Source organism: Streptomyces sp. NPDC020681 (assembly GCF_044334895.1).
Taxonomy (GTDB): domain Bacteria; phylum Actinomycetota; class Actinomycetes; order Streptomycetales; family Streptomycetaceae; genus Streptomyces.
In genome coordinates, this window is record NZ_JBIRTX010000003.1 from 618,615 (window position 1) to 634,265 (window position 15,651).

The 15,651-nt window shown below is 68.9% G+C and carries 14 protein-coding genes; 3 read left to right on the top strand and 11 right to left on the bottom strand.

What is annotated here, in order from left to right:
- Nucleotides 1–37 precede the first annotated feature (37 nt).
- A complete protein-coding gene (locus ACH4YL_RS09950) occupies nucleotides 38–682 on the bottom strand; it encodes a response regulator (RefSeq protein WP_398506511.1) in 645 nt (214 codons plus the stop codon).
- Nucleotides 673–1,812 carry a sensor histidine kinase gene (locus ACH4YL_RS09955; RefSeq protein WP_398506513.1) on the bottom strand — a complete coding sequence of 380 codons (1,140 nt, stop codon included), beginning with the start codon at nucleotides 1,810–1,812 and terminating at the stop codon, nucleotides 673–675. The genes ACH4YL_RS09950 and ACH4YL_RS09955 overlap by 10 nt, the downstream gene beginning before the upstream one ends.
- A gap of 119 nt (nucleotides 1,813–1,931) precedes the next feature.
- Here ACH4YL_RS09955 and ACH4YL_RS09960 point away from each other — a divergent pair, with 119 nt between their 5' ends.
- Nucleotides 1,932–2,567: a DedA family protein gene (locus ACH4YL_RS09960; protein ID WP_398506653.1), complete on the top strand. Its 636-nt coding sequence runs from the start codon at nucleotides 1,932–1,934 to the stop codon at nucleotides 2,565–2,567.
- On the opposite strand, the gene ACH4YL_RS09965 is transcribed toward ACH4YL_RS09960, so the two are convergent.
- The 3 genes from ACH4YL_RS09965 to ACH4YL_RS09975 are packed head-to-tail and all read right to left on the bottom strand — an operon-like array spanning nucleotide 2,527 to nucleotide 7,070.
- Nucleotides 2,527–3,378, bottom strand: a complete 852-nt coding sequence (locus ACH4YL_RS09965; protein ID WP_398506655.1) for an HAD family hydrolase — start codon at nucleotides 3,376–3,378, stop codon at nucleotides 2,527–2,529. The two genes, ACH4YL_RS09960 and ACH4YL_RS09965, sit on opposite strands and share 41 nt — an antisense overlap.
- Nucleotides 3,379–3,407: 29 nt before the next feature.
- A complete protein-coding gene (locus ACH4YL_RS09970; protein ID WP_398506515.1) occupies nucleotides 3,408–5,843 on the bottom strand; it encodes a phosphoribosyltransferase in 2,436 nt (811 codons plus the stop codon).
- A 54-nt stretch (nucleotides 5,844–5,897) separates the two neighbouring features.
- Complete coding sequence (locus tag ACH4YL_RS09975) at nucleotides 5,898–7,070, bottom strand: HpcH/HpaI aldolase/citrate lyase family protein (RefSeq protein ID WP_398506517.1); 1,173 nt, start codon at nucleotides 7,068–7,070, stop codon at nucleotides 5,898–5,900.
- 175 nt (nucleotides 7,071–7,245) lie between these two features.
- On the opposite strand from ACH4YL_RS09975, the gene ACH4YL_RS09980 reads away from it, so the two are divergent.
- Nucleotides 7,246–8,022, top strand: coding sequence for a TerD family protein (locus ACH4YL_RS09980; RefSeq protein ID WP_398506519.1), 777 nt, complete (start codon nucleotides 7,246–7,248; stop codon nucleotides 8,020–8,022).
- A gap of 16 nt (nucleotides 8,023–8,038) precedes the next feature.
- On the opposite strand, the gene ACH4YL_RS09985 is transcribed toward ACH4YL_RS09980, so the two are convergent.
- The 6 genes from ACH4YL_RS09985 to ACH4YL_RS10010 form a co-directional block, all read right to left on the bottom strand.
- Nucleotides 8,039–8,773 carry a Tellurium resistance gene (locus ACH4YL_RS09985; RefSeq protein ID WP_398506521.1) on the bottom strand — a complete coding sequence of 245 codons (735 nt, stop codon included), beginning with the start codon at nucleotides 8,771–8,773 and terminating at the stop codon, nucleotides 8,039–8,041.
- A 101-nt stretch (nucleotides 8,774–8,874) separates the two neighbouring features.
- Complete coding sequence (locus tag ACH4YL_RS09990) at nucleotides 8,875–10,005, bottom strand: DUF475 domain-containing protein (protein WP_398506523.1); 1,131 nt, start codon at nucleotides 10,003–10,005, stop codon at nucleotides 8,875–8,877.
- Nucleotides 10,006–10,077: 72 nt separating this feature from the next.
- Entirely contained in the window at nucleotides 10,078–10,653 is a 576-nt protein-coding gene (locus tag ACH4YL_RS09995) for a TerD family protein (RefSeq protein ID WP_398506525.1), read from the bottom strand.
- A 90-nt stretch (nucleotides 10,654–10,743) separates the two neighbouring features.
- Nucleotides 10,744–11,319 carry a TerD family protein gene (locus ACH4YL_RS10000; RefSeq protein WP_398506656.1) on the bottom strand — a complete coding sequence of 192 codons (576 nt, stop codon included), beginning with the start codon at nucleotides 11,317–11,319 and terminating at the stop codon, nucleotides 10,744–10,746.
- A 120-nt stretch (nucleotides 11,320–11,439) separates the two neighbouring features.
- Nucleotides 11,440–11,898, bottom strand: coding sequence for a peroxiredoxin (locus ACH4YL_RS10005; RefSeq protein ID WP_398506527.1), 459 nt, complete (start codon nucleotides 11,896–11,898; stop codon nucleotides 11,440–11,442).
- 117 nt (nucleotides 11,899–12,015) lie between these two features.
- Nucleotides 12,016–12,453: a DUF3052 domain-containing protein gene (locus ACH4YL_RS10010; RefSeq protein ID WP_398506529.1), complete on the bottom strand. Its 438-nt coding sequence runs from the start codon at nucleotides 12,451–12,453 to the stop codon at nucleotides 12,016–12,018.
- Nucleotides 12,454–12,891: 438 nt separating this feature from the next.
- Here ACH4YL_RS10010 and aceE point away from each other — a divergent pair, with 438 nt between their 5' ends.
- A complete protein-coding gene (gene aceE, locus ACH4YL_RS10015) occupies nucleotides 12,892–15,639 on the top strand; it encodes a pyruvate dehydrogenase (acetyl-transferring), homodimeric type (protein WP_398506531.1) in 2,748 nt (915 codons plus the stop codon).
- Nucleotides 15,640–15,651: the final 12 nt, after the last annotated feature.

The window sequence follows — 15,651 nt, forward strand, 5'->3', positions numbered from 1 at the left end:
CCCAGGCCTCCCGGCTTCCCGGCCCTCAGGACGCGGCTCACGAACCGAGATACCTCAGCACCGCCAGCACCCTGCGCGAGTAGCCCGTCGTCCCGCTCAGCTCCAGCTTGTCGAAGATCGCGTTGATGTGCTTCTCGACCGCGCTCTGCGAGACATGGAGCCGCCCCGCGATGGCCGCGTTCGTATGCCCCTGCGCCATTTCGCCCAGAACGTCGCGTTCCCGCGCCGTCAGCCTGGAGAGCGGGTCCGTACGCGTGCTGCGAGCCAGGAGACGGCGTACGACCTCCGGGTCGAAAGCGGCCTGCCCCTGGCCCACCCGCTCCAACGCGTCGAGGAATTCGTCGACTTGGACCACCCGGTCCTTGAGCAGATAGCCGACGCCACCGGAGTCCGAGGTGAGCAGTTCGGTGGCGTACCGCTTCTCCACGTACTGCGAAAGCACCAGCACACCCACCTCCGGCCGGCGGCGCCGGATCTCCAAGGCGGCGCGCAGGCCCTCGTCGGTGTGGGTCGGCGGCATGCGGACATCGGCGACCACCACGTCCGGCTGCCGCGCCTCGACCTCCGCCAGCAGCGCTTCGGCGTCGCCGACGGCCGCGAGCACCTCGTGGCCCTCCTCGGCGAGCAGCCGTACGAGGCCCTCCCGCAGCAGCGTCGAGTCCTCGGCCAGGATCACGCGCACGGCAGCTCCGCGGTGATCGCGGTGGGGCCGCCGGCCGGGCTGTGCACCGCGAACCGGCCGTCGAGCGCGGCGACCCGGCTCGCGAGTCCGGCGAGTCCGCCGCCCGCGGGGTCCGCTCCGCCCGTGCCGTCGTCCTCGACGCGCAGCCGCAGCGCGCCGCCGTCGCGGCGGAGCGTCACCTCGATACGGGTGGCTCCCGAGTGCTTGACCACATTGGTGACGGCCTCCGAGACGACGAAGTACGCGACGGTCTCCACATGCTTCGCGGGCTGCTCCGGCACCTCGTACGCGAGGCGCACCGGCAGCGGGGTGCGCTCGGCGACCGATTCGAGTGCGGCCCGCAGGCCGGCCTCGTCGAGCACGGCGGGATAGATGCGCCAGGCGACCTCGCGCAGTTCGGCGAGTGCGCGGCGGCTCTCCTCGTGGGCCTGGAGCAGGAGTTGGTCGGCGGCCTCGGTGTCGCGGCCGCGGCGGGCGCGGCCGAGCAGCATGCCGAGTGCCACCAGGCGCTGCTGCACTCCGTCGTGCAGATCGCGTTCGATGCGGCGGCGTTCGTCGTTGACGGCGTCCATGGCTCCGGCGCGGGTGGTGGCCAGCTGGGCGATGCGCCGCTCCAGTTCGTCGTGGTGGCTGGGGCCGAGGATGCGGCGGGCCAACTGGCCTTCCAGCAGGGCCGTTCCGAAGATCGCCTGGACCGCGAGAAACAGGAGAAACAGTCCGGCGAGGCCGGTGCCGAGGACGGCCCACGGGTATTCGATGCGGCTGAAGGTCCAGCCGAGCAGGGCGTATCCGACGTAGAGCAGACCGGTGAGCACACAGAACAGGACGAGTCCGCCGAGCAGTCCCAGCGGCCAGCGGGCCAGGACATAACGCAGGGCGCGGTCCCGCTCGTACGAGGCGGAGATCCGGACAGCGAGGAAACGGTCGACGCGGCGCAGTTCGATGTCCGTGATCCTGGCGGCGGTCTCGCCGAGGAGACGCAGCACGGCCCGACGGCCGCGCGGCCAGGCGAGCACGGGCAGCAGCGCCAGGCCGGCGAGCAGCGCGAAGACCAGCTCGACGACGGCGGTCGCGGCGCCGAGCACGAGCCCGGCCGCGTACCAAGCACCCTGTGCCGCCACTGCCTTCATGATCGGTCACGCTAGCCCGTCCGGCCCCGCGCGCACACTGCGGAAAACCGCAGGAATGTGTGCGGCCGCCTTCAGGGTGCGTTCAGCCGGCCCTTTCTAGCGTTCAACGCATGGACCCCATGATCGACAACAGTGCTCCGGGCTGGATCAACGGCCTGATGGACACCCTCGGCGCACCCGGCGCGGGCATCGCCGTCGCCCTGGAGAACCTCTTTCCGCCGCTGCCCAGCGAGGTGATCCTGCCGCTGGCCGGCTTCGCCTCCAGTACGGGCCGGATGAACCTGCTCGCCGCCCTGCTGTGGACGACGGCGGGCTCGGTGGCCGGCGCGCTGGCGCTGTACTGGATCGGGGCGCTGCTCGGCCGGGACCGTACGGTCGCCGTCGCCGCCCGGCTGCCGCTGCTGAAGGTCGCCGACATCGAGCGTACGGAGGCGTGGTTCGGCCGACACGGTGCGAAGGCGGTGTTCTTCGGGCGGATGATCCCGATCTTCCGCTCGCTGATCTCCGTGCCGGCCGGCGTCGAACGAATGCCGCTGCCGCTCTTCCTGGTACTGACCGCACTCGGCAGCGCGATCTGGAACACCGTCTTCGTGCTCGCCGGTTATGCGCTCGGCGAGCGGTGGGAGGACGTGACCGGCTATGTGTCCGCGTACTCCAAGGTGGTGCTGATCGCGGCGGTCCTCGCGGTCATCGGCTTCGCCGCCGTACGGCTCCTCAGGCCGGGGGCCGGGTCGCGGCGCGGCCGAACGCCCTGAACCGGCGCAGGATTTCCTCGCCCGCCAGCACACCGGTCTCGGGCAGTACCTCGACGTTCTCGGCGTTCCAGCCGCTGTCGGCGAGTTCGCCGTGGCCCGGCCGCCAGCCGCGGTCCGCGGCGAGCAGCAGATCGGCGTCCAGCAGCGAGTCACCGGCGGCGAGGATCCGGTCCGCGCCGGTGCGGCGGGCGACTTCGCGCACCGCCGCGCTCTTGGTGAGCGGCTGCGGCACTGCGTAGATCTTGCGGCCCTGGAGCGAGACGGTCCAGCCGCGGCCCTCGGCCCACTCGGCGAGCTCCTTGACCCAGCCGTCCGGCAGCAGCGTGCGTTCGACGACGAGATAGGCGAACAGGTCCTCGGCGACCCGCTCCTTCAGCAGCCACGCCCGGTCGGCGGCGGCGAGCAGATGGGCGCGGACCTCGTCGAGCGAGGCGCACTCGTCGGCCAGCCGGGCGGCGACCTGGCGCTGCCAGTCCGGGTCGGAGACGCCGTCGACGAGGAGATGTCCGCCGTTGGCGCAGATCGCGAACGCAGGGGCGGGGCCCGGGAGATGGATGCGGTGGTACTGCTCGCGGGTGCGGGTGGTGGTCGGCACGAAGACCGAGGTGCGGGCCACCTCGTCGAGCAGCCCGGCCGCCGTCTCGGTGACGTACGACAGGGGCTTGCTGCCGTACACCTCGACGCAGAGCAGCCGGGGCGCCTCGGCGTCCGGCATGCGCAGGTCGAGCGCCGCGGAGGAGTAGATGAGTGTGCGGTCGAGGTCGCTGGCGATCAGCGTGGCCGCCGGAGGCGTGGTCGAGTAGGGCGTGATCGAGAAAGGCGTGATCGAGGGAGGCGTGCTCACTTCGACGCCACCGCCTTGCCGTCCGCGCCCGTCGCGCCACGCGTGTACTGCGGGTGGATCAACCCGACGCAGGTGTACGGGAGTTCGTCGATCTCTTCGACCGGTACGCCGCGCTGCTCGGCCAGCAGCCGTACGTGGTCGAGGTCGGCGCCCGCGCCGCGCTTGGCGAGGATCTTCCACGGGACGCGGCGCAGCAGTACGCGGGTGGCCTCGCCGACGCCCGGCTTGACCAGGTTCACATCGTGGATGCCGTACTCCTCGCTGATCCGCTCGACCGCGGCCCAGCCCTCCCAGGTCGGTGCGCGGTCCGCCGAGAGCAGCTCCTTGACGTCGGCGTCGACGGCGGACGCGACCTCGTCGAAGCGGGCGGCGACGGTGTCCAGGAAGTGGTTGGAGACATCGGCGCCGGCGAGCTCGCGGTAGAACTTCGCGCCGTGGAAGTCGTCCGGGCCGACGAGGTCGGCGCGCAGGACCGTACGCGATATCAGCCCGGAGACGGTGGAGTTGAGGCAGGCGGACGGGATGAGGAAGTCCTCGCGGGTGCCGTAGGTGCGCACGCAGCCGCCGGGGTCGGCGAGCACCGCGATCTCCGGGTCGAAGCCGTCGAACTCCTCCAGCGCGGCGGCCAGTTCGCGGGTGATCGCGCCCTTGCCGGTCCAGCCGTCGACGAACACGACGTCGGCCGGGTCGTGGTGCTGCGCCAGCCAGCGCAGCGCGTTGGCGTCGATGCCGCGGCCGCGGACGATGGACACTGCGTAGTGCGGCAGGTCGATGCCGTGCCGGTGCTGGGCCCAGCGGCGCATCAGCACACCGACGGGCGTGCCGGCGCGGGCCAGCGAGACCAGCACGGGACGGGGTGAGCGCTCGGCGAGCACGGTCTCGGTGACGGCGCCGACGGCGCGGGCGATCCTCGCTGCGGAGGTCTCCAGCGCGGCCTTGAACAACTGCTGGTACTCGGCGCTCGGCTGGTACTCGACGGGCAGCGACTCGGCGTAGTGCGCGCCGCCGCTCTGTATCGCCTCCTCGCGCTCCTCGGTCGGGGCCTCGAGATCGACGTCCGAGAGATCCTGGAGCAGCCAGCCGACCTCGTCGGGCGCGTAGGAGGAGAAGGCGGGGCCGCGGAGGGGCTCGGGCAGCATGGAGGCCCTTTCAGGTACTTCGGGGGCGTTCGGTACGTGGCTGGAGGGGTTCGGCACATGGCTGGGTACGACGGCGAGCACGACGTGCGGGGTGTGCGCGGCGAGCCGGGCCAACAGGCCGTCGGGGGCGTGCAGTTCGGGTGAGTCGGCGGCCGAGTCGACAACGGCGACGACGGCGTCGAAACCGGCGCCGGATACGTTGTAGGCGTAGCGCTCGCCGGGGCCGTCGGCAGGGTCGTCGTGGGCCGGGAAGACGATGCGGCTGCGTATCGCATAGCCGGGGTCGTCGACGGCCAGTACGGGCGACCGGGTGGTGGTGGAGTACCGCACCTCGGCGTCGATCACCCGCTCCAGCGCGGTCCCGAGCCGCAGCGGCGCGTACATCAGCTCCTCGAAGCCGAGGACGAGTACGCGCTGTTCGCCGCCACCGAGCGCCTCCGCGACCCGCGCGGCCATGCCCGGCAGCGCGGCCTCCAGCTGTTCCCGGTGTTCGGGCGTGAATCCGTGCCGTCCACCGTCGGGGAGGCCTGCGGGCCAGCCGAGGTCCACGCGGACCACGTCCGAGGCCGTCGCGGCGGGCGGGACGGCCGCAGCCGACTCGTACTGCGCGACCAGTGCCTGGCCCTTTGCGAGTACGCCCTCCGGCATCCGGACCGTGCCCGACGCCAGCGACAGCAGGTCGACCCTCGCGCCGATCTCCGCCGCGAAGGCCGACAGGCGCTCGCGGTCGTGCTCGGCGCGCATGTCGACCAGCGCGACGATCACATAGCGGTCCCGCGGATAGCGTTCGTGCAGGTCACGGATTGTGTTCAGCACGGTGTTGCCCGTGGAGAACTCGTCGTCGACGAGGATCAGCGGGCCGTCCCCCGCCAGCAGCCGCGGGTCCTCCGGGAGCAGCAGGTGAGAAGTCGCGTGGGAGTGGGACTCCTCGAAGCCGCCCGCGCGCGGCACACCCTCGACCGGGCGGCGTGTGGAGTGCAGATACGGCGCGAGGGCGACACCGTCCGCCACCGAGTGGCCGAGGCCGGTCGCCGTCTCCGCGTATCCGAGGACCACCGCGCGCTGCGCGTCCTCGTCGCCGAGCAGCTTCCGCACCCGCTCGCCGAGGCCGTACCCCGCCTCGTACACCACCGCGGGCGACTGTGGCACATGCTTGCCGAGCACGTTCGACACGAGCAGATGAGCGCGCTTGGGGTTGCGGCGCAGGGCCAGACCCAGCAGGCCGCTCAGCGACTCGTCCCCGACGAGCCCGATGCCGAGCCGCTCAGCGACCCACGATCCTGACCACACCACGTATCCAGTCTCTTCCTTCGTCAGTCGGCCGTTGAGGCCGGGAAACTTCGTCGGTCAGCCGTTGAGGCCGTTGAGGCCGGCCGTGAGCAGCTCCACGAAGCCGACCTCTTCCTTCGCCACACCGAAGACCTCCGCGCGCAGCAGCGTGCGCTCGGCCCAGGCCCGGTGCGGCTTCACCTCGTTCATCTTGTTCGTGTACGCGGAACGCATCACGCCGCCGCCGCCACGCTCCGGCCGCAGGATGTCCTGCGCGTCGCTGAACTCTTCGTGACTGACGACCGACAGCGCGTGCACGGGCAGCACATGCGTGGGATGGATGCAGGTCTTGCCCTGGAGGCCGTTGGCCCGGTCCAGCTCTATCTCGCGGAGCAGGCCGTCCAGGTCGTGCTCGATGAGTGTGGTGCGCAGCTCCTCGGCGCGGCCCTCCATGAAGGGGCTGCGGCGCAGCTGGGGCTTGAACATGCGCTCCTGGAGCCGGAAGTACTCCCACACCGGCCCGGTCACGGTGAAGCCGGTGCCGTCCGCCCGCCCCAGCACGTTCACCACGTCCGCGATGACCGCGGCGACGATCTGGACGTCGTACGCCGTCATGTCGGGCGCTCGGCGCAGCCCGTACGCCGAGCAGAAGTCGGTGACGCCGAGCCGGAGCGCCAGCACGCGATCGCGGTACTTGTCGACCGTGGAGGCGATGCCGGTGAGCGTCTCGGTGCGCGTCTCGAGGTGCAGCAGTTCCGGAGACTCGAGGACCGGCATCGCAAAAAGCCGGTGTCCGCTCGACCTCTCCGCGGCGAGGAGCGCCTCGAGGAACGGGACGCCACGCTCCTCCGTGAACTTCGGAAGTACGAAACCGGACAACCCGCGGACCGAGCTGCCCAGCCGCTCCACCAGGTCCGGAATCTGATCGGGTTCCCGGACCCGGATGAACAGCAGCGGCAGCTCCTCGCCCCGCGCGTCGAGGTCGGCGAACTGCCTGACCAGGTTCTCCTCGGCGGCCGCCACTTCGCCGTCGTCGATCGAATCCTCCAGGCAGAGGACCATCGAGACGACCCCGCGGGCCACCTGCTTGAGTACGTCGTCGGCGAGCTTGGGCCTGGTGGCCGGGCTGTAGAGGGTGGCGCCGAGCGCCGCCGCGAGCTTAGGGGCCGGGGAGGAGGCGTTGAATTCGCTCGGCTCCTGATGGAACAGGCTCCCGCGGACAGCGGGCGATAGATGCCCGAAGTGACGCATATGTTTCCCCCGTACTGCCTTGGCGGCCCGACTGGCATGGCCGGTAATAGTACGTACGAATGTGTGTCAAGAGTTCCCCAAGCCTATGAATTCCAGGTAACCCGCTTGCACCATGCCTATGTCCTGGCCATTGAACAAGGCCCCGCGTTGTCCGGGCGGCCACTGGGAAGGCAGGATGACTGGCATGACGCACGCGATGCTGAAGGGCTCGAACGTCCCTCTCGATGCCACGGCCGTACGGGCCGTGCTGCGCTGGACCCCGGGCGCCGGGGTGCCCGATGTGGACGCCTCGGCCCTGCTGCTCGGCCCCGACGCCCGTGTGCGCTCCGACGAGGACTTCGTCTTCTACAACCAGCCGCGCCATCCGTCAGGCCTGGTGCGGCGACTGCCCAAGAAGCGCGTCGCGGAGCATTTGACCGACACCGTCGAGGCGGACCTCTCCGCGCTCGACCCGTCGGTCGACCAGGTGGTGCTCGCCGCCTCCTCCGATGGCGACACCTTCCAGCATGTACGCGATCTGCGGATATCGCTCTACGACGCGACGCTGGCCGACAGCGAGCCGCTGGCCGTCTTCGACGTGAAGCCGGAGACGGGCGAGGAGACCGCGATCATCTGCGGTGAGCTGTACCGCCGCGGTGACGGCTGGAAGTTCCGTGCGGTCGCCCAGGGCTATCCGTCGGGTCTGGTCGGCCTTGCCACGGACTTCGGCATCTCGGTGGACGAGGCGGAGGCGGCCGCCGAGCCGTCCGCACAGCCGGAGCCGCCGGCCCAGCCCCTGGCGGAGCCTGCGTACGGCTATCCGCAGGCCGCGCAGCCCGCCTACGGCTACCCGCAGCCCGCGGCCGCCACTCAGCCCGCGTACGGCTATCCGCAGCCGGCCCCCGCGGCGGCCTTCGCGCCCGATCCGAATTTCCGGCTGCCGCCGATGGGCCCCCAGTTCGTACGCCCCTGACCCCGCCAAGTCCGCGCTACGTACGGGTCTTGTAGCCGCGCCCCCACTGCAGGCCCCAGCCGTAGAGCCGGTCGAGCTCGGCCTGGAAGCCGTAGACGAACTTGACCTCACGCCGCACGATCAGCTCGCCCTTCACGTTCTCCATGGAGAACACCGCGCAGGACCGGGCCTGTGGCGCCCGTTCGTCGAGCTCTATCTCGACCCGGGGGCCGTTGCTCGGGTAGAGCGTCACATGCGCGTGCGTACGGTCGAAGGCCGGCGTCTGGTCGTATATGTACGCGAAGAACAGCAGCCGCTTGATCGACTCGCGGTGGTCGAGATTGACGTAGATCGTCTCGCCCGAGGGGGAGCCGAACCGGTCGTCGCCGCTGAGCTTCACATACGGCGCCTCGTTGATGGCTCCGAAGAAGCTGCCGAGCGGCTGCACCACGCCCTTGCTGCCGTCCGTGAGCTCGTAGAGACAGCCGAGGTCGAGGTCCACGTTCACGACGCCCTGGGTGTGCGCCTGGACCACATCGGGCTGAAAGAGCTTGAACGGATGCCGCAGCAGCCGCCCGCTCTGCTTGGACCGGCCCTCGATGTCCGAAGTGCGCATCCGCCAGGAGAGATTGACGCGCAGATTGCCGGTGGCCGCGCCCTGTTTGGAGAGCGAGACCGCCGGATGCCGTTTGGTCAGCGATATGGAGTTCGTCGCCGCACTGCCCGAGTCGAACTGCGTCGACCTGCCCCGCCAGCCGTCCCAGAAAGCCATACGCGCCACCCCCACCAGTCGCATTGGTCAACACCGCGGGGCGGCTCCGAGGCCGTGCCTCGGACCCGCCCCGCTCAGAGCGTTCCTCATTCGACGACGGGTCACACCCCGGCGTCGACCTGTGGTTTGGCCTTTGCCTCCTCGGCCGCGATTCTGCGGTTGCGCTGCACCGAGGACCAGAAGGACCAGGCGATCAGCACCACGCCGATGAGGCCGGTGATGATCTCGCTGATCTGGTACTGGATGGTGATGAGCAGGATCACCGCGAGCGCGCCGATCGCGTAGTGCGCGCCGTGCTCCAGGTAGACGTAGTCGTCCAGCGTGCCCTGGCGGACCAGATAGACGGTGAGGGACCGCACGTACATGGCGCCGATGCCGAGGCCGAGCGCCATCAGCACGATGTCGTTGGTGATGGCGAAGGCGCCGATGACGCCGTCGAAGGAGAACGAGGCGTCCAGTACTTCGAGGTACAGGAACATGAAGAACGCGGCCTTGCCGACCAGTTGGACAGCGGAGACCTGCTTGCCGCTCTTCTTGGCCTCTTCCTCGGCCTCGTGCTCGCGTTCCTCCTCTTCCTCGAGCCTGTTCTCGAAGAAGCCGGAGAGACCGCCGACGACCAGATACGTGATCAGGCCCGCGACGCCGGACAGCAGTACCGTCGCCGTCTTGTCCGCGTGACCCGCGTGCTGGTGCGCCTGGGTCGCGAAGGTCATGGCGGTGATGAGCAGGACGATCAGGGCAATGCAGACCGACAGCATGTCGATCTTGCCGAGCTTGGCCAGCGGGCGCTCCAGCCAGCCGAGCCACTTGATGTCGCGGTCCTCGAAGATGAAGTCGAGGAAGATCATGAGCAGGAACATGCCACCGAACGAGGCGATCGACGGGTGAGCGTCGGTGACCAGCTGCTCGTAAAGCTCAGGGTCATTGAAGGCCAGGTCGACCGCCTCGATGGGGCCGATCTTGGCACTGATGGCGACGATGACGACGGGGAAGACCAGCCGCATGCCGAAGACGGCGATGAGGATGCCGATCGTGAGGAAGATCTTCTGCCAGAAGAGGCTCATCTTCTTCAGGATTCCGGCGTTGACCACCGCGTTGTCGAAGGACAGCGAGATTTCGAGGACGGACAGGATCGCGACGACACCGAGCGCGGTCCATCCGTCGTAGAAGACCGCTGCGACCAGACCGAGCGCGGTGACCGCGAACGACCAGCCGAAGGTTTTCAGAACCACTGGTACCCAATCGTGTTATGGGGATCCCCCGGACGGATCTGGGGGAGGGTCTCCCCCGCGCCGTGCGCGGCTTTACGAAACGTTGACCCCGAAGTCTAGAGCGATGCCTCTGAGTCCCGACGCGTACCCCTGCCCCACGGCCCGGAACTTCCATTCCCCGCCGTACCGGTACAGCTCGCCGAAGATCATCGCCGTCTCGGTGGAGGCGTCCTCGCTGAGGTCGTAGCGCGCGAGCTCCTGGCCGTCCGCCTGGTTGACCACACGGATGAAGGCGTTGCTGACCTGGCCGAACGTCTGGCCCCGGTTGTCCGCCTCATGAATGGAGACCGGGAAGATGATCTTGTCGACATCGGTCGGCACCTTGGAGAGGTCCACCAGCAGCGACTCGTCGTCCCCCTCGCCCTCGCCCGTCAGATTGTCACCGGTGTGCTCGACGGAGCCCTCGGGGCTCTTGAGGTTGTTGTAGAAGACGAAGTACTCGTCGCCCAGCACCCGGCCGCCGCCGCACAGCAGTGCGCTGGCGTCGAGGTCGAAGTCGGCTCCCGTGGTGGAGCGCGCGTCCCAGCCGAGCCCGATCAGTACCTGCGTGAGATTCGGTGCGGCCTTGGAGAGGGAGACATTGCCTCCCTTGGCGAGCGTGACGCCCATGATCCTGGTCCTCCCCAGCTGACGATGTGGTTGCACAGGCACGTCCGGCGCCGCACTCAGGAGTGCGGCGCCGGACGGAATGCGGCCTGCTCAGACGTTGACGCCGAAGTCCTGCGCGATACCGCGCAGGCCCGAGGCGTAACCCTGGCCGATGGCACGGAACTTCCACTCCGCGCCATTGCGGTAGAGCTCGCCGAAGACCATCGCGGTCTCGGTGGAGGCGTCCTCGCTCAGGTCGTAGCGCGCGAGCTCGGTGCCGCCGGCCTGGTTGACGACGCGGATGAACGCGTTGCGCACCTGGCCGAACGACTGCTGGCGGCTCTCCGCCTCGTAGATCGAGACCGGGAAGACGATCTTGTCGACGTCGGCCGGGACCGAGGCGAGGTTGACCTTGATCTGCTCGTCGTCGCCCTCGCCCTCGCCGGTGAGGTTGTCACCGGTGTGCTCCACGGAGCCGTCCGGGCTCTTGAGGTTGTTGAAGAAGACGAAGTTTCCGTCGTTGGTGACCTTGCCCTCGGTGTTGGTCAGCAGGGCGCTGGCGTCGAGGTCGAAGTCAGAGCCGGTGGTGGTACGGATGTCCCAGCCCAGGCCCACGATGACCGCGGTCAGGCCCGGCGCTTCCTTGGTCAGCGAGACGTTGCCGCCCTTGCTGAGGCTGACTCCCACGAGTCCTCCCTTGTTGTTGAGGGGCAGCGCCCCCGTCGTGCGATGGTGTCGGATCAACGAGTGGATCCTAGTGACCGGTTCCCGCGTAAAACAGGCTTTTGGGCGGGGGGCGCCCGAAGATTAGAGGCTGTCCAGCGCCTTGACGTAGTCCGTGAGGTCGCGGGCGTCGGGCAGGCCGTTGACGACGGTCCAGCGGACCACGCCCTCCTTGTCGATGACGAAGGTGCCGCGCACGGCGCAGCCCTTCTCCCCGTCGAAGACGCCGTACGCACGCGAGGTCTCGCCGTGCGGCCAGAAGTCCGACAGGAGCGGGTACTCCAGGTCCTCCTGCTCGCCGAAGACGCGCAGGGTGTGGATGGAGTCGGTGGAGACGGCGAGCAGCTGGGTCTCGTCGTTGACGAACCTCGGCTGCTCGTCGCGGAGCGCGGCGAGCTCACCGGTGCACACGCCGGTGAAGGCGAAGGGATAGAAGACAAGCACCACGTTCTTCTCGCCGCGGAATTCGGCGAGCGTCACGGTGCGGCCGTGGTTGTCCTTCAGCTCGAATTCCGGGGCCTTGGTGCCGACCTCGATCGCCATGACGCGTGGATCCCTCCGCTGAGCCCGTTCGGGTGACGAGTCCACCCTACGCAGACATACGCCGAAGGCCCCCTCCGGCGTCAGCCGGAAGGGGCCCGGGGAACTGTTGCCCGAGGCTCAGCGCTTGGACTTCGCCGTCTTCGGGGTCACCAGCCTGCTGCCGGTCCAGTCCTTGCCGGCGTTGATGCTCTTGGTCTGGGAGAGACCCGCGGTCTGTGCGGCCTCGTTGATGTCGCTCGGCTCGACGTAACCGTCCCGGCCGGTCTTGGGAGTCATCAGCCAGACGGCGCCACCCTCGTCAATGAGACCGATGGCGTCCACCAAAGCGTCCGTAAGGTCGCCGTCCTCGTCGCGGAACCAGAGAATGACGACGTCGGCGACATCGTCATAATCCTCGTCGACGAGCTCCTGGCCGATCACGGACTCAATGGCTTCACGGAGCTCCAGCTCGACATCGTCGTCGTAGCCGATCTCCTGGACCACCTGTCCGGGCTCGAACCCCAGCCTCGTGGCCGGGTTGGTCCGCTCCTCCGCGTGGTCCGCGGTCGCGCTCACGGCTTGCCTCCTGATCATGTTCGGAAAATGCTGCAGCCTCGCGCGTACGCGTGGCGTTGGCCGTAGTCCACACGGGCGGGGCGGATCGCGCAAGTACCCGGCCGTCCAGACCGCCGAAACGGTGACGTTTGCGCCCGTCTCGACGCAACTCCAGGCAGCCTCGACCCGTACTGGTGACGGCTCCCGCACCCTTCCGCCGAGTTTGCAATATTACGTCCACTCGGTACGCCAATCGGAACCGAACAGCGAAACGAAACGCTTTGCCGCCTTGGGCGTAAGGTTGCGATTTGACCGGTGCGGGAGAGGCTCCAGAGCCGGACTCCGGTCAGGATGTCAGTGAGATCACGGGTTACCAATCGGTAGAGATGACGTTTGACTCCGCGAGGTACACGATGGATGCGTCGTCAGGCAGGACCCACCGAACAGCGAAGGAATAGCGTGGCTTCCGGATCAGATCGCAACCCGATCATCATTGGCGGCCTTCCCAGCCAGGTCCCGGACTTCGATCCCGAAGAGACCCAGGAATGGCTGGACTCTCTCGACGCCGCCGTGGACGAGCGGGGCCGGGAGCGGGCCCGCTATCTGATGCTCCGGCTGATCGAGCGGGCGCGCGAGAAGCGCGTGGCCGTGCCCGAGATGCGCAGCACGGACTACGTCAACACCATCGCCACCAAGGACGAGCCGTTCTTCCCCGGCAACGAGGACATCGAGCGCAGGATCCTCAACGCCACCCGCTGGAACGCCGCGGTGATGGTCTCCCGCGCGCAGCGCCCGGGCATCGGCGTCGGCGGCCACATCGCCACCTTCGCGTCCTCGGCCTCTCTCTACGACGTGGGCTTCAACCACTTCTTCCGTGGCAAGGACCAGGGCGACGGCGGCGACCAGATCTTCTTCCAGGGCCATGCGTCGCCCGGTGTCTACGCGCGCGCGTTCCTGCTGGACCGGCTGAACGAGACGCAGCTCGACGCCTTCCGCCAGGAGAAGTCGAAGTACCCCAACGGTCTTTCGTCGTACCCGCACCCGCGGCTGATGCCGGACTTCTGGGAGTTCCCGACCGTCTCCATGGGTCTCGGCCCGATCGGCGCGATCTACCAGGCGCGGATGAACCGCTACATGGAGGCGCGCGGTATCGCCGACACCTCCCAGTCGCATGTGTGGGCGTTCCTCGGTGACGGCGAGATGGACGAGCCGGAGTCGCTCGGCCAGCTGTCCATCGCCGCCCGTGAGGGCCTGGACAACCTCACGTTCGTGGTCAACTGCAATCTGCAGCGCCTCGACGGCCCGGTGCGCGGCAACGGCAAGATCATCCAGGAGCTGGAGTCGCAGTTCCGCGGCGCCGGCTGGAATGTCATCAAGCTGGTCTGGGACCGCTCCTGGGACCCGCTGCTGGCACAGGACCGCGACGGCATCCTGGTCAACAAGCTGAACACCACGCCGGACGGCCAGTTCCAGACGTACGCCACGGAGACCGGTTCGTACATCCGCGAGCACTTCTTCGGCGACGACCACCGGCTGCGCACCATGGTCGAGAACATGACCGACGACCAGATCCTGCACCTGGGCCGTGGCGGTCACGACCACCGGAAGGTCTACGCGGCCTTCGCTGCGGCAAAGGCGCACAAGGGCCAGCCGACCGTGGTCCTGGCCCAGACGGTCAAGGGCTGGACGCTCGGCCCGAACTTCGAGGGCCGCAACGCCACGCACCAGATGAAGAAGCTGACGGTCGACGACCTCAAGGGCTTCCGCGACCGGCTGCACCTTCCGATCACCGACCAGCAGCTGGAGAACGGCGCGCCGCCGTACTTCCACCCCGGCCGCGACTCGGAAGAGATCCAGTACATGCACGACCGCCGCAACTCGCTGGGCGGCTATGTGCCGACCCGGGTCGTGCGGTCCAAGCCGCTGGTCCTGCCGGACGACAAGGCGTACGCGGCCGTGCGGAAGGGCTCCGGCCAGCAGTCGATCGCCACGACGATGGCGTTCGTCCGGCTCCTCAAGGACCTGATGCGGGACAAGGAGATCGGCAAGCGCTTCGTGCTGATCGCGCCGGACGAGTACCGCACCTTCGGAATGGACTCGTTCTTCCCGAGCGCGAAGATCTACAACCCGCTCGGCCAGCAGTACGAGGCCGTGGACCGCGACCTGCTGCTCGCGTACAAGGAGTCGCCGACCGGGCAGATGCTGCACGACGGCATCTCCGAGGCGGGCTGCACGGCCTCGCTGATCGCCGCCGGTTCCGCGTACGCCACGCACGGCGAGCCGCTGATCCCGGTGTACGTCTTCTACTCGATGTTCGGCTTCCAGCGCACCGGCGACCAGTTCTGGCAGATGGCCGACCAGCTGGCGCGCGGCTTCGTACTGGGCGCGACGGCGGGACGCACGACGCTGACCGGTGAGGGTCTGCAGCACGCGGACGGCCACTCGCAGCTGCTGGCATCGACGAACCCGGGCTGTGTCGCGTACGACCCGGCCTTCGGCTTCGAGATCGCGCACATCGTCAAGGACGGTCTGCGCCGGATGTACGGCTCCGACGCCGAACACCCGCACGGCGAGGACGTCTTCTACTACCTCACCGTCTACAACGAGCCGCTCCAGCACCCGGCGGAGCCGGCCGACGTCGACGTCGACGGCATCCTCAAGGGCATCCACCGCTTCAAGGCGGGCGAGGCCGGCGCGATCCCGGCGCAGATCATGGCGTCCGGCGTCGCCGTGCCGTGGGCGGTCGAGGCGCAGCGGCTGCTCGCCGAGGACTGGAACGTACGCGCCGACGTGTGGTCGGCGACGTCCTGGAACGAGCTGCGCCGCGAGGCCGTCGACGTGGACCGGCACAACCTCCTGCACCCGGAGGAGGAGCAGGGCGTGCCGTATGTGACGCGGAAACTCCAGGGTGCCGAGGGCCCGTTCGTGGCCGTGTCGGACTGGATGCGTTCGGTCCCGGACCAGATCGCGCGCTGGGTCCCCGGCACGTACACCTCGCTGGGCGCGGACGGCTTCGGCTTCGCGGACACGCGGGGCGCGGCACGGCGCTACTTCCACATCGACGCGCAGTCGATCGTGCTGGCGGTGCTCACCGAGCTGGCGCGCGACGGCAAGGTCGACCGCTCGGTGCTGAAGCAGGCCGTGGACCGCTACCAGCTGCTCGATGTGGCGGCGGCGGACCCGGGCGCGGCGGGCGGCGACGCGTAGGTCTCCAGGCAG

Bases quoted from the DNA above. Each gene is read 5' to 3' on its own strand.
- ACH4YL_RS09955 (WP_398506513.1), bottom strand. From the start codon at position 1,812: ATGAAGGCAGTGGCGGCACAGGGTGCTTGGTACGCGGCCGGGCTCGTG.
- ACH4YL_RS09960 (WP_398506653.1), top strand. From the start codon at position 1,932: ATGATCGACAACAGTGCTCCGGGCTGGATCAACGGCCTGATGGACACC.
- ACH4YL_RS09975 (WP_398506517.1), bottom strand. From the start codon at position 7,070: ATGCGTCACTTCGGGCATCTATCGCCCGCTGTCCGCGGGAGCCTGTTC.
- ACH4YL_RS09980 (WP_398506519.1), top strand. From the start codon at position 7,246: ATGACTGGCATGACGCACGCGATGCTGAAGGGCTCGAACGTCCCTCTC.
- ACH4YL_RS09985 (WP_398506521.1), bottom strand. From the start codon at position 8,773: ATGGCTTTCTGGGACGGCTGGCGGGGCAGGTCGACGCAGTTCGACTCG.
- ACH4YL_RS09995 (WP_398506525.1), bottom strand. From the start codon at position 10,653: ATGGGCGTCACGCTCGCCAAGGGAGGCAATGTCTCCCTCTCCAAGGCC.
- ACH4YL_RS10005 (WP_398506527.1), bottom strand. From the start codon at position 11,898: ATGGCGATCGAGGTCGGCACCAAGGCCCCGGAATTCGAGCTGAAGGAC.